This window comes from Salinicoccus albus DSM 19776 (assembly GCF_000385175.1).
Classification (GTDB): Bacteria; Bacillota; Bacilli; order Staphylococcales; family Salinicoccaceae; genus Salinicoccus; species Salinicoccus albus.
In genome coordinates, this window is sequence record NZ_ARQJ01000011.1 from 1 (window position 1) to 13,719 (window position 13,719).

Sequence of the window (13,719 nt, forward strand, 5' to 3'; positions counted from 1 at the left end):
GCCGTTCTCTTGTATCCGATTCACGATCGAGTATCAGCGGGGCCGTTCTCTTGTATCCGATTCTCGATCGAGTATCAGCGGCGCCGTTCTCTTGTATTCGATTCACGATCGAGTATCAGCGGAGGCGTTCTCTTGTATCCGATTCTCGATCGAGTATCATCGGACGGCCGGGTGTGTATTCGATTTCCGCCCTAAAGAACATTCAAAAAGAAACGGAAGCACGGGATTAACTCCCGAACTTCCGTTTCTTATATGCTCCCGGCTAAATGGTCCTTTCCATATACACATGGGGAATGCCCGCATCCTCGAATTCTTCCGAAGCCACGCGGTAACCCAGTCGTTCATAGAAGGCTACGGCATGCACCTGGGCGCCCAGACGGCTGTGCGTGAAGCCGAATAGTTTCGCGTGATCATGGACGCGTGTCATCAGATCCTGCCCCAGGGATCTGCCGCGGTATTCAGGCAGGACGGCCATGCGTTCGACTTTGATCAGCTCTTTGTTCAACGGCCGATACCTCACCGTGCCGATTGGCGTTTCACTATCGAGCAGCAGCAGGTGGGTGGCGATGTCTTCATGTTCGTCAATTTCCCGGCTGATCGGTACGTTCTGTTCCTCTACAAACACACGCTTACGGACTTCGAGACACTGTTGATACTGCTGTTTGCTCTCTGCTTCAATAATCTCCATTCGATCCGCTCCCTACATTGCATTTTTTCGTCTGATGGCAGTAAACTGCCAGAATACCTTCAACTGTTCTGTGTTCCAGTAGTTCATGGCAAGGGACAGTGCCGGCTGTGTATTGAATTGGATATTGCTTGCCTCAGCCGCTGCCAGCACCAGGTACTGTATACGGGGTTTCAGTTGTTTGAAGCGATCCGAGAGTCTGCCGTCCGTCTTGATCCATTCCATCGGGAAGGTGAGTTCAAAGATGTCGATGACTTCAAGGATCTCGGGGATGGCGATGATGTAGCATGCCGCATCCACTTCCGGATTGTTCAGGGACTCAGCGAAGTATCCCTTGATGGAGAGATACATCTCTTTATGCTCATGGTTGTAGTAATAGTAGGCATCCTCTATGCGCCTGCTGCCGCTGTTTTTGATCTGGTATTCAAGATAATCGAACATCTCGTTGATGTTCGTCTCCTTATCGTAAGTTTTCCGCATCATGCGTCCACTCCCTAGTAAGCATTATACGATGATTCCGTCTGATTTTGTGTGTTCTGATCGCTATTTTGACCGGTCCCGTCATTCATGTTGCCGCCCGGGTTCTGATTTCCCGTTCCGCCGCCGTTATACTCTTCTGTATTTTCTTCAGGCGGATAGTATTCTTCGGTGCTCTCCTGCGGCGGCTGCTCAGTAGTGTTTTGCTGTGGCAGCTCTTCAGTTGAATTTTCCTGCGGTGGCTCTTCGGCAGTGTTCTCCTGATTTTGTCCGCCCCCTTCACCTTCGACGCTTTCCTCAGGGTTGTCATCAGGGATGTCGAAACCGTTGCCGAACTGCGGTTCATACCCCTCTGCCATGAAGTAAGGCGGCTGCTGAGGTACAAACTCATTCAGGTAGTAGTCGCTGACATACTGGTACGGCACCATGTAATCAGACAGCCGAATGTTGATCAGGTCGTAAGGTTCCGGCTCTGGCAGGTCAAGCACCTCCCGGAGCGTACGGGAAATCGTGTATAGATGTTCCTCGTTCGCCCAGTAGAAATAGGCGCCGTTTGGCTGGTGCCAGTAGTCATCGCCTCTGATTTGGGTGGCATTGAATCCGATATCGTTGAATGCATAGTAGGCGGCCAGGCTGCGGATGGTTTCACTTTCCATGTTGTGCGAGGTATTATCTGCAACCACTTCAATGAGATCATCCAGATTCGTCAGGGCACCTGTCGATTTCGCTTTGGACAGGATCGCTTCAACCATCTCGAGCTGCCGCTGACCGCGGCCGAGATCACTATCGACACTGCGGTTTCTGACGACGGCCAGTGCTTCCTCACCGTTGAGGGTCTGTTCACCTTCCTCCAGGGTGATCGTGCCTTTATCCGTTGAAGTGGACTCCTCCATGTCAAACGGCACCTCGAAGTCGACGCCGCCGAGAGCATCCACCACATCAACCACGGCCTGCATATTGACGCGGGCATAGTAGTCCACAGGGACGTTGGTCAGGGATTCCACAGCACTCATGGAACCCTCCGGTCCGTTTTCTCGGTGGGCGTGGGTGATTTTATCGAAATAATTATTCTCAGGGAAATAAGTCAGCGTATCCCGCGGAATGCTGGTCAGTTTGACCTCATCCTGATTCTGGTCGAATGTTGCCAAAATCATCGTATCCGTCCTGAAGTCGGACGTCTGCATACTGCCTCCTTCAGTGCGTGTCTCATTTTCATCCACGCCGAGGATCAGTACGGTGAAGCTGTCCATCTCGGGATTGATATCCTGCTCCCGCAGTTCTGAACGATCGCGTTCAGTGTCCTCGAAAGATTGGTTGACGCCCTCTTCAAACGTGTTGAAAAGATTCCATATGAAAATGCCTATGGCCACAAGGGCAATGACAAGCGCGATCAAACACCCGATAAAAATCTTTTTCTTCATAAATTTAGAACCTACTTTAATATAAATTATAGTTTAAAATGATTTTATACGTCACTTTTATTATAATATGTGATAATAATGAAAAGATATAGGTATGACAGAACAATTAACATTAAATTGTTCAAAACTGTCTTCAATGATAAAGAAAAACGGACAGGATAACAAGTGATTGTATGCCTGTCGTGTGAAGTGAAATGAATGATAATTGAGGTGGCGGAGAATGAAACGCGTAACGATGTTCGTATGGAACAATTTTATCAATGATGCGAGGGTGCTGCGGGAAGCGGCCGCATTGACAGAGGCGGGCTGGGAAGTGACAGTCATTGCAAAGAAGGACATGGATGAGCGGCACTTGAAGCGGGCGGAACAGATTGCCCCCGATGTCTATGTCAACCGTCCGCTCAGAGCTGAACTGCCGCAATTTTTAAGCCGGCGGATAAAATCCACTGTGGTCGATAAACATCTCCCGAACATGCTGCAGATGTTAAAAATGATGATGCTCGGCCGCAAGCAGCAGGCCGATGTGTACCATGCCCATGATCTGAATACACTGCTGCAGGGGATTGCGGGGGCCAAGCTGAGGCTGCGGCCAAAACCGCTGATCTATGATTCCCATGAAGTGCAGACAAACCGCACCCATTACAGTTTTGACAAAGTGTACCGTCTGGAAGGATTTCTGCTCAAGTTCGTCGATCATGTCATCGTCGAGAACGATACGCGGGCGGACTATCACAAGCAGCTGTATCAAGCGCGGCCGACACCGCTGCATAATTATTCCGAGCTGTACGATATCGATGCGGTGGACACTTATCCGCTCCGGGACCAGTTCGGCATACCGGAGGAAGACAAGATTGTCCTGTACCAGGGCGGCATGCAGGAAGGCAGAGGATTGTTCAAACTGCTTGATGCGTTCAAGGATATCGAAGGCGCCAGGCTCATCATGATCGGTGACGGCAAAGAACGCCGGAATCTGATCGATTATCATGAAAAACTGGGGATCCAGCATAAAGTCGAGTTCATCAACAGGGTCCCGTACAAGGAATTAAGACGCTATACCAAAGCCGCAGACATCGGCATCCAATTTTTAGAGAACACCAATTTCAATCATTACTCCGCCTCGTCCAACAAGCTGTTTGAGTATATCATGGCCCATGTCCCTGTTATCGGTGCGAAATTGCCGGAGATAGAAGCAGTCATAACGCATGCAGAAGTCGGACTGACAGTGGCGTCTGAAAGCACCGCACAGCTGACGGCGGCTTTGGAAAGGTTGACGGGGGATGAAGCATTGAGAGAGAAATTCAGAAATAATGCGCGGGAAGCCAAGTTAAAGTACAATTGGAATAACGAGAAAAAGATATTGACAGCGATATATAAAAGTCTTGAATAGATGCGTTATTTAATCTATGGAAAAAGAGGGAATGACATTTGAAGAACAGTGATCTGGAATATCTATTCACAAATATTCCACAGAGTGAGGCGAACGTGTATCCACACGATATCGAAATTGAAAATATAAGGATGCTCAGGGATAGTCTTCAGGAGAGGAACCTTAATTATGAAACTGAACAATTGGATACAGGGTTTCTGGCAGTCCATCTTTTAAGACAGGATGGAACTAAAATTGCCTCGGTTCGCAATCCCTATTATCCAACAAATTCCAGGTTCGGATATAACATAGTGAGAAATAAGTACCGAACAGAGCAATCTATGAGAGCTGCAGAAGTGCCGACAACGAAATCCAGAGTTTATAAACTGAATCAGAAGGAATTAGCCAAAGCAGAGGCTGGGGCGCAGTTTGAAGGTGCGTTTGTAATCAAACCTTTAAATCTGGCTTTGAGCAAAGGAGTCTATTCGAATGTTACATACAATACTTTTGATCATTATTGGGATACCTGTGCAGCCATAATAAGGAAGAACAAACGCAAAGGGAATTCAATCCTCATCCAGGAGTATATTGAAGGTTTTGAGGTAAGAGTCACAATAATGGAAGGCAGGATAGTCTCCATCATGACCCGGACCCCCGGCTATGTAAAGGGAGACGGGAAACATAGCATTGATACGTTGATTGATCGGAAAAATGAAAAAAGAATGCAATGTGGATTTCTGAAAAACTATCCGATTAGGAAAGACAGAGTAGTTGGGGAATTCCTAAATAAATCAGGATACACATTTTCAAGCATACCAAAGCAGGGTGAATATGTACTCTTGCTGAGTGTCTCAAACCTGATCAATGGCGGAGAAGTGATTGATATTTCAGCACTGGTATCTGAGGAAATCAAAGAAACTGCGCTGGATGCACTGGCTGCCATTCCGGGCATGCACTGCGGCGGTATTGATATCATGATTAAAAATTTCGGCGATGTGACACCTAAAGTTATTGAAGTCAACGCTTTCCCGCTTTTATCAGTGACAAAATTCCCGACATATGGCACACCGTCGGCATCTATTGAGTGTTATTCAGATGCAATGTTTGTGCGTGACAGGTATTTGAACGATGTGGACAATGGCTATAAGATTGATAATGAAAAAGAAATATTATCACACTATCTTTCCTTCCATGAACGCAGGAACAGACTTTTGGTAAATCAGTTTAAAAATCTGGATAGTAAATAAAACAAGGAGCAGTGTTACGTATATGATCTTCGAGGGGACAGACTACAGAAACGCCTATATACTGGCACCGGAAGACATTAATCTCAAAGGGTTAAAATCATTTGATGACATTAAGTTTGGGGACTACCGTTTTTATTATTCCAAGATACAGGATGCGGTCATCTATCAGCATAATGATGATCTGATCATCCTGACCGGTTATTGTTTTGATATCAGGGACAGTCATCTGACAGAAGCACAGGTGCTGGAAAATTTATATGAAACCGATGATGTACCGCGGGAATTGGAGTATATAAACGGCAGATATTTTGTCATCATCCATAAGAATGGTATGACGCGGGTGTATTCGGATGCCTCCCAGTTAAGACCTCTGGTTTACCATCAGGATTCAAGAATCATCGCTTCACACGATGAGCTGATCAGTTCTGTCCTGAAAAACAATGGATACCAATTGCACAAAAGATCTGAATTCAATCATAATGAATTGGATTTCACCCGTTTTGAAGAAATATTCAAATTCAATCCGAGTCTGGCACTTGATATGGATCGTTTCACTTTCTCAAGAATATATCCCAGAATAGCCCTTGAGGAAAAAAGTGCATCTGAAACCTTTAAAGAGATGAGAAAATATCTGGATAACAGTATCCAATGGCTGAAAAATAATCACCAGTACAAATTCCTGTCGCTGACAGGCGGGATCGATTCCAGAGTTTCTGCGGCATTGACGAGGGAAATTAGCAATGATGTAGAATTCATGACTTATACAAAGTCCCGGGAAAAATTAAAAACGGAATTATCCAGACTGATTTACACGACAGATGATAAGGTGACCCGTCAATTAAAAGAGAATATGGTATGGAACCATACGATTTTCAATCTGGATGAATTTACCCCGAGCAAGAAATTTACCGAGTACAACCAGCATATTCTTTATTCGAATCACTCATTCAATCTGGCCAATTATTATAAAAATGAAAGAAAGTTTGACCATGCACTGCATATCAAATCAACCGTTTTCGGGTTGGGTAAAGCCGATTTCCCTGCTGAGCTGGATGACAGCAGAGATTCATACGATTTTTATCAGAAATGTATCCATGGGCTCTCAGTGGCCTTCAGGAAATTATACACGGTCAAGGATGAAGCACCAAAGTACTTCGAGCGGAACCTGGTGAGTGAGGGCGTGACGTTAAACAGACATTATTTCGATCTTTTCCATCTTGAATCCCGGATGGGAAACTGGCACAGTGCCTTAACTTTGGAGACTGACCCTGAAACAGATGAATTCATATTTACGAACTCAAGGAAGATGCTCGATCTTATCCAGCAGCCGGCGCTTCAGGAAAAAAGGGATTTTGAACTTTTTAAGATAATCATTGATCATTATTGGCCAATCCTGCTTCATTTCGGCATCAATAAGTACCATGAACTTGGCTTGGAATTCATGAAAGATATGAGAGAAACGGTTGAGCTCAAGAAAAATGTGGCGGTCAATTATAATCCAAATGATCTTATCCAGGATGAGACCAAGGGAGAAAGATATATCCAGCCGTTCGGAGATAAAGTGTACGCGTATAAAAACTATGACCTGGTGTTCAGCTGTGATGATGGAAAAACTAAAACAGTGATGTTGAAAACAACCTACAGTAATCAAAGCGGCAGAGGGCGGATCAAGGTGACAATCAGAGGGCATGAGATTTTTGAAGAGCATGATGTTCTTGATATGAACAACGGGGTCTCATTTGACCTGGGGGATTCTCCGATTATGATTAACATCACATATGATAAAGATTACAAAAATACTTCATGGCAATCTGCTGCGAGAATATTCTATTCGATACAATGACAAAGCAGCGGTGAAGGGCACGCCCCTCACCGCTGCTTTCCTGTTAAAATACATGTTTTGTATAGTATCTGCCCTGTATGCCAAGCTGTCTGTAATAATTTCTCAAGTTTTGTGCAGTGGCATATGCCCAGTTTACATCCGTTGCATATTGGTATGAACCTGGGCTGGCCGGGTTCCATCTCATGGAGTAGAGTGTTGTCTGGCCGCGGTTGAAATATCCGCTGGAGATGAAATCGGCACCGCCGACAATTGCCTTAGCGGGGGTATCCCATCCCATCTGCTGTGCATACCTTGCCCCTGACAGGACAGCACTATTATCATAGGCTCCGATTCCATACATATTATAATAGAGCTTTCCGTTGCTCGAGTAATTGCCGTTGGAATCGAGTCTGACACCTTGGGCCAGCGTGCTTGTCCCATTGCCTGTTTCATGCAGTGCATGTGAAATCAGATAGACTTCATTAACCCCGTGTGTGCGGGCAGCATCGCGGAAAGCAGTCCCCTGATTGTGCAAGGTGCCTTTGCCGCTAAGCAGTCTGGAGTTAATTTTTGCGCTTGAAATGTCCTGAGGCTTGTCCAAGTCCAGGAATGTATACATCCACGTATCAGAAGTCTGGTGTGACGTATCGAGGAAACGGGCAACTTCACTGCGTGTCGCATTCCTCCAGCCACCGCCGGACGCCCAGGCCTGCGGTGGGGCGTTCAGGTTCATCTGAGTGTCCAGCACCTGATTGAATGACTGGTCGTATTCAACAGTTTCTACTGAAGGCGCTGAAGGCGCCGGCGTATAATCTGTAAGCCTGTTGTCCTGTATCCAGCCGTAATCATTCCCGATTTTACCATAATGGAATGTCAGCAGTCCCAGCTGCAATGACTTCTCCGCTTGGAAAACCGAATCACCATAGCTGCTCAGTCTGTTTACCCGCTGACTTGAAGTCCCCCATGGATTGGTCAGCAAATAATCATTTTCTCTGGCTACTGAATACTTTTTATCATGTGTTTTTGGCGCGGTTAACATGTATAGATCCAGATCGCCATTTTTAATCCACCCCTGCATAGCGCCACCCATATTTGAATGGACCCGGTAGAAAGTATCACCGTTATAGGTTGCTTTTTGCGAGATAAAGAGCGTTTGATTGGAGATGCGTCCCATATCTTTGCCCGTTTCGCTGGTCACTGGGCTGTAAATGCCGGAATTATTATTACTGCTGACGCGGGCAGCGTAACGCTCTGAGGTAACCACCGGAACTTCCGGCTTCACTCTGGATTCTTCCAGCCAGCCGAAATCGTTTCCGATTTTACCATAATAGAATGTCAGTAATCCGAGCTTCACTTTTTCCTCTGCCTGGAAAACAGAATTACCATATTCGGATAATTGTCTGGCCTGTTGACTGGAAGTTCCCCAAGGGTTGGTTAACAAATACTCATCCGGCCTTGCCACAGAATAGTTGTTTTTGTGTGATTCCGGTTGTGACAGCTGGAAGAGACGCATATCTTTTTCTTCTACCCAGCCCTGCATCGCACCATCCATGTCGGCATGTATTCGGTAGAAGACTGTACCATTGTAATCTGCTTTTTGGGAGATATATACAGTTTTATCTTGCAGACTTCCAAAATCATGTGTTTTACGGCTGGTTACCGGACTGTAGAGTCCTTCATTTTCATTTGTTTCAATCCTTGCTGCTTTGCGGATGCTGGATACTTCGGGAGAGGAGGCAGTTTTTAATCTTGTGTCTGCAAGCCATCCGTAGTCTTCATCTATCTGACCATAATAGAAAGTGAGCATGCCCAGTTCCAGCTTTTCCTCTGCCCGGAACAGAGAAGTATCATATTCATCCAGACGTTTTACAGTCTGCTTTTCTGTCCCCCATGGATTGGTCAGCAAGTGCTCATTCGGCCTGTCCACGGCATAATCTCTGGTGTGGTTCGTCTGGTCTGTCAGTCTGAACAGTCTCAGGTCTTCCGCCTTGACCCAGCCCTGCATTGCACCATTCATATTTTTATGGATGCGATAGTAAGTCGTACCGTCATATTCCGCCTTTTTAGAAATATACACGGTGGTGTCTTCAAGGAAATCAAGGCTGTGACTGTCAGCGCTCGTCACCGGACTGTACAGGCCGGAATTTTCACCGTCGGCGAAACGTGCAGCATACTGTGCATCTGTAACGGATGGCTGATTACTGTCAGCGGAGAGATTCAGTGAAAAAAGCTGGACAGATTGATTTGAATTCAGCTGAAGTTCACTCTCTGCCTTAACAATTTCATCTTCACTCTCTTTTTTAGAACGATCTTCATCTTTAGGATCCTCTTTTTCTTCGGACTTCTTTTCATCTTTTTCAGAATCTGATTTATTGTCAACACTGACATCGGCATCTTCTTTCGACGTATTCTCACCCTCATTAGCGGCCATTTCTTCATTTTCGGCAACATCAGCCTTTTCTTCAGCCGTCTTTGAAGCTGTCTCTTTATCACCTTCAGATCCTGCACCTGTCTCTGACTGGTCAGCTTCTGCTTCAGGCAATCTTTCTTCCTCGGAACTGGCAGATTCGGCTTCACCAGCTTCATCCTCTGTACCTGTTTCCTCCGTTTGTGGTGCGGACGCTTCTCCATCATAATTCGGATGTTCTGAGTCATTTTCTGTTGGAGGCTCTGTGTCTGTTTCAGGTTCAGTTAATGGGGTTTCAGGCTGTTGATGTGCTTCAGCCTCCGATTCTTCGACTGGCGGGGCTTCCTCAATCGATATGTCTGGAGAGGGTTTTTCTTGAGGTTCTGTTTTGTCTTGATCATTTTTGTTTTTGGTTTCCTCAGAAGTATTTTCCGAACCATCGCCTGTATTTTCCGGTGTGTCTGTTCCGCCAGGTGCTGTGTTTTGTTCAGATGATGGCTGGGGATCAGCATTGCCGTCCTGTTCTACAGGGGTCACTTCATCTGTCACTTCTTCTGTGCTTTCAACTGGCTCTTTTTGATGTTTTACCTCTGCATCATCCTGTTCGTCTACAGGCAATTCTTTCTCTTGAACATCAGACGCAGTATTCGTTTCTTCATATGTATCCTGTTCATTATCCATTGCTGCTGTATTCCCTGCCGGCGCTGGTTTCTGCGTGTTTTCAGGAACGGTCTGCTTCTGCGGGCTTTGATCCGATTCATTATGTGTTTCATCAGCAGCGGGCGCCTGAGCATCTTCTGCCTCATTCGCTTGGGCAGTCAATCCTGTGAAAATGAAGGAAGAAGACAGGATAATCGGAACAAAAAATAATTTGCTAGTTCTCATTTGAAATTATATACCTCCTTAATAAGATATTTGTATTATAGCGCAAATATTTCAAAAATGTGAAATTTAATAAGAAAATAACAAAGGTAATAAAAATGTAATAATTCGCATTCATCCCTCTGCATTGGTAAGATGTAAATGGTTTCTATATTTGGCCAATATGCATTCACATCATTTGGTGCTATAATAGGTCAATCATAATTTTAAGTTAATATTGATGGACTGAGGCATTCGCATGTATAACATATTCAAATTTTTAAAAGAACAATGGACAAACAGAAGGCTGATATTCGGCCTGGCCATATATGATCTGAAAGCCCAGTACGCCAATCACTACCTTGGTGTTTTCTGGAATATACTGCAGCCGGCGATGCAGGTACTGCTGTACTACATAGTTTTTGGTCTCGGTTTAAGAGGGGATCGCGGGGATGTCGGTGAATTGCCATTTATCATCCATTTGATTACTGGGGTCTTCCCCTGGTTGTTTCTATCGAGTGCGGTCAACTCTACTTCAGGCGCGATACAAGGACAGTTGAGCCTGGTGACGAAAATGAAGTTTCCATCCAGCACACTTATATCGGTTTCGCTGGTCAATAGTGTGATAAACCTTATGATGACGACGGCGATTGTAACGTTCATCAGCTTAATTAATGGATACTCTTCACCGTTACATTATTTAGGATTGTTATATTTTATCTTTGCATCCATTGTGCTGACATCGGGGATTGGGTTAATCATGTCCAGCCTGGTTATATTGATCAGGGACATGAAAAATGTGCTGCAGAATGTCGTCAGAATGTTTTTCTTTGTCACGCCAATCTTCTGGTCTCTGAATGAAGCGAATGAGATCATGCATGTCATATCTTCCTTCAATCCTTTTGCATACCTGGTGATGAATTATAGAAATGCCATGGTTCTGGAGGAAGCACCGCTGTATGGGGATACGGCGGATCATATATATTTTTGGGCAGTTACTTTGTTCATATTTTATGTGGGTGTGCACGTTCATTACCGTTTCAGGGATAAGCTGGTCGACTACTTATAAACTTGTCAGGCAGGCATGAAGATACAGTGTCACTTATTAGTATGTTGAAATTCTAACGAAATAAAAACTTATGGAGTAAGGAAGGACTATATGGGATATAAAGTTAAAGTGGAGAATGTATCTAAGGTTTATGATTTGAATCGGAACAAATTATCAAAATTGATATCACTCTTTACTTTTGGATATTTTTATAAGGAAAAATCCTTCTATGCGCTGAGGGATATTGATTTTGAAGTGCAGGCAGGCGATTCGGTAGGCATCATCGGTTTAAATGGTTCGGGGAAATCCACATTGTCAGATATGCTGGCGGAAGTGATCCAGCCTACCGATGGAACGATTGATATTAAGGGTAAGAGTTCTCTGATTGCGATAAATGCCGGACTGAACCAGGATTTGACCGGCGAAGAGAATATACGCATGAAATGTCTGATGCACGGTATGACCAGTTCAGAAATCGATGGGAAATATCAGGATATATTGGAATTCAGCGAACTGGGAGACGAATATATAAAACAGCCGATCAAATCCTATTCCAGCGGGATGCGTTCCAGGCTGGGTTTTGCGATTGCGATTCATACCGATCCCGACGTGCTGATTGTGGATGAGGCATTATCCGTGGGGGACTCCACATTTTCGGATAAATGTATGGATCGTATGATCGATTTCCAGAAGCAGGGGAAAACCATCTTTTTTGTCTCCCACTCTTCCGGCCAGATGGAAAAGATGTGCAATAAGGCAGTCTGGGTCCAGTATGGCGAAATGAAACAGTTTGGTGATGCCATGCCGATCATTGAGGATTATAATGAATTTATAAATCAGTATAAAATGCTGACTAAGGATGAACAGCTGCAGTATAAGGAAAAGATGATGGCAAAGCAGAAAAAGAAGTCGAAAAGATCGAAAAACAAAAAGGAAAAAGCCCCTTTAACAAGCCTGATCCCAGGTGTTATACTGTTCTTATTTGCGCTCGCCGGTATTTATATTCAAATTGGCAGTTTGTAAAGAATGGCTTATAGTTAGTCAGAGAATGTGTCTCCAGTATGAACAGACAGCTTCAAGTTCTCTGGCCGCAACAGGAATACGCCCAAAGGTATTTTCACTCTTAGCATATGGTGTTATGCCTTAGCATGAGAAGTGAAAGGAACGATAATATTTATGAAAATATTATTAATCAGTCAAAATTTTTATCCGGAAATTGGTTCGGGGGCAAATCGTTTCAAAGATTTATATCAGCAGCTCTCCAGAGTATACGATGTTGATATGCTGACTACTGACCCCAGCTATCCAAACATGAAGATGTATAATGATGAAAAATATTGGGATGATGAAGGTTTGAATGCTTCAGATAACATCATAAGAATACCGATGAAGAACAACAAGCAATCTAAAAATTTATACATACGCAGCCTTTATTATCTGGAACTTGCTTACAAAGTCAGATATTTTATCAAAAGATACCAGAAAGAATATGATGTGATATATGTCACTTCCCCTAACATCTTCGTCCCATGGGCGACTTTCTTTGGCCATAAACAGAATGACTCAGTTTTAAAAGTGCTGGACGTCAGAGATCTATGGCCGGACAGCGTCAAAGAAATTGATAAAATTAAAATTGATCGTATCTACCCATTACTTAAGTACCTGGAGAGGCTGATGTATAAAAAAGCGGATAAAATTGTTATCAACAATGAAGGTTTTAGAGCGCATATATCGGAACAGCAGCCGGAAAAACCCATCCTTTATCTGCCAAACTCATTTAATGCGGATGAAATTGCATTTTGTGAAGCGGGCAATGACTTTCAAGTTATATATACAGGCAACATCGGTCTTGCACAAAGTTATGATCAGCTGCTGGAAGTCGCAAATCGTCTGGAAGATGAAAAAGTCGATTTCAACATTATCGGTTATGGTGCGCATGCACACTCATTTAAAGAATACATACAGGAAAATAATTTTAAATACGTGAGAGTATTCGACGAAAAAACGCGGGAAGAATGTCTGGAATTGATCAGGCAGCATAATGTGCAGCTGTCACTATTGAAACAGTCGGAAGTTTTCATGAATGTCCTTCCCGGTAAAGTGATAGATGGCATAGGGAGCGGTATACCGGTGGTTACCAATCTAGGCGGATACACAAATACGCTTATCAATAATAACGCTGTTGGGATAGCAATTGAAAAAGCATCCACTGAGGAAATAGTGGATGCAATTATTAAAATCAGGGATGATCATGCCATTGAGGCGCGCTACAGGGAGAATTCAAGAGACCTTCTGAAAAAGGAATTCATCTGGGAAAACAATATCCGGAAACTTTCCCGTTTCATAGAGATGGGTAATGAACACAGCTCAGTGTGAAGTGCCGTA

The 13,719-nt window shown here is 44.3% G+C and carries 11 protein-coding genes; 7 read left to right on the forward strand and 4 right to left on the reverse strand.

All coding sequences use genetic code 11. From position 1 onward, the window contains the following. Window positions 1-230: hypothetical protein (locus G343_RS15600; protein WP_211211823.1), on the forward strand; the 230-nt coding region annotated here is incomplete at its 5' end. Between the two features lie 32 nt (window positions 231-262). On the opposite strand, the gene G343_RS0100500 is transcribed toward G343_RS15600, so the two are convergent. The 3 genes from G343_RS0100500 to G343_RS14055 form a co-directional block, all read right to left on the reverse strand. Continuing rightward, complete coding sequence (locus G343_RS0100500; protein ID WP_245541916.1) at window positions 263-625, reverse strand: GNAT family N-acetyltransferase; 363 nt, start codon at window positions 623-625, stop codon at window positions 263-265. A 75-nt stretch (window positions 626-700) separates the two neighbouring features. Next, window positions 701-1,168: a DUF2538 family protein gene (locus G343_RS0100505; protein WP_020006168.1), complete on the reverse strand. Its 468-nt coding sequence runs from the start codon at window positions 1,166-1,168 to the stop codon at window positions 701-703. A gap of 11 nt (window positions 1,169-1,179) precedes the next feature. After that, the gene (locus tag G343_RS14055; RefSeq protein ID WP_020006169.1) at window positions 1,180-2,583 is read right to left on the reverse strand and encodes an LCP family protein; all 1,404 of its coding nucleotides are present in this window, start codon (window positions 2,581-2,583) and stop codon (window positions 1,180-1,182) included. Window positions 2,584-2,803: 220 nt separating this feature from the next. Here G343_RS14055 and G343_RS0100515 point away from each other — a divergent pair, with 220 nt between their 5' ends. From G343_RS0100515 to G343_RS0100525, 3 genes are read left to right on the forward strand one after another with little or no spacing between them, the layout of a single operon-like run. Beyond that, window positions 2,804-3,970 carry a glycosyltransferase gene (locus G343_RS0100515; protein ID WP_020006170.1) on the forward strand — a complete coding sequence of 389 codons (1,167 nt, stop codon included), beginning with the start codon at window positions 2,804-2,806 and terminating at the stop codon, window positions 3,968-3,970. 38 nt (window positions 3,971-4,008) lie between these two features. Further along, window positions 4,009-5,196 carry an ATP-grasp domain-containing protein gene (locus tag G343_RS0100520; protein ID WP_020006171.1) on the forward strand — a complete coding sequence of 396 codons (1,188 nt, stop codon included), beginning with the start codon at window positions 4,009-4,011 and terminating at the stop codon, window positions 5,194-5,196. A gap of 22 nt (window positions 5,197-5,218) precedes the next feature. Beyond that, window positions 5,219-7,039: a hypothetical protein gene (locus G343_RS0100525; RefSeq protein ID WP_020006172.1), complete on the forward strand. Its 1,821-nt coding sequence runs from the start codon at window positions 5,219-5,221 to the stop codon at window positions 7,037-7,039. Window positions 7,040-7,082: 43 nt separating this feature from the next. Here the strand turns inward: G343_RS0100525 and G343_RS0100530 are convergent, their stop codons facing one another. Beyond that, complete coding sequence (locus G343_RS0100530; RefSeq protein WP_020006173.1) at window positions 7,083-10,310, reverse strand: GW dipeptide domain-containing protein; 3,228 nt, start codon at window positions 10,308-10,310, stop codon at window positions 7,083-7,085. Between the two features lie 235 nt (window positions 10,311-10,545). On the opposite strand from G343_RS0100530, the gene G343_RS0100535 reads away from it, so the two are divergent. The 3 genes from G343_RS0100535 to G343_RS0100545 all read left to right on the forward strand — a co-directional run bounded on the left by G343_RS0100535 (window position 10,546) and on the right by G343_RS0100545 (window position 13,710). Beyond that, the gene (locus G343_RS0100535) at window positions 10,546-11,355 is read left to right on the forward strand and encodes an ABC transporter permease (RefSeq protein WP_020006174.1); all 810 of its coding nucleotides are present in this window, start codon (window positions 10,546-10,548) and stop codon (window positions 11,353-11,355) included. A 90-nt stretch (window positions 11,356-11,445) separates the two neighbouring features. Continuing rightward, window positions 11,446-12,357, forward strand: a complete 912-nt coding sequence (locus tag G343_RS0100540; RefSeq protein ID WP_020006175.1) for an ABC transporter ATP-binding protein — start codon at window positions 11,446-11,448, stop codon at window positions 12,355-12,357. Between the two features lie 153 nt (window positions 12,358-12,510). Next, complete coding sequence (locus G343_RS0100545) at window positions 12,511-13,710, forward strand: glycosyltransferase family 4 protein (RefSeq protein ID WP_020006176.1); 1,200 nt, start codon at window positions 12,511-12,513, stop codon at window positions 13,708-13,710. The last annotated feature ends 9 nt before the right edge of the window (window positions 13,711-13,719 follow it).

Bases quoted from the DNA above. Each gene is read 5' to 3' on its own strand.
- G343_RS0100505 (WP_020006168.1), bottom strand. From the start codon at position 1,168: ATGATGCGGAAAACTTACGATAAGGAGACGAACATCAACGAGATGTTC.
- G343_RS14055 (WP_020006169.1), bottom strand. From the start codon at position 2,583: ATGAAGAAAAAGATTTTTATCGGGTGTTTGATCGCGCTTGTCATTGCC.
- G343_RS0100515 (WP_020006170.1), top strand. From the start codon at position 2,804: ATGAAACGCGTAACGATGTTCGTATGGAACAATTTTATCAATGATGCG.
- G343_RS0100525 (WP_020006172.1), top strand. From the start codon at position 5,219: ATGATCTTCGAGGGGACAGACTACAGAAACGCCTATATACTGGCACCG.
- G343_RS0100530 (WP_020006173.1), bottom strand. From the start codon at position 10,310: ATGAGAACTAGCAAATTATTTTTTGTTCCGATTATCCTGTCTTCTTCC.
- G343_RS0100535 (WP_020006174.1), top strand. From the start codon at position 10,546: ATGTATAACATATTCAAATTTTTAAAAGAACAATGGACAAACAGAAGG.
- G343_RS0100540 (WP_020006175.1), top strand. From the start codon at position 11,446: ATGGGATATAAAGTTAAAGTGGAGAATGTATCTAAGGTTTATGATTTG.
- G343_RS0100545 (WP_020006176.1), top strand. From the start codon at position 12,511: ATGAAAATATTATTAATCAGTCAAAATTTTTATCCGGAAATTGGTTCG.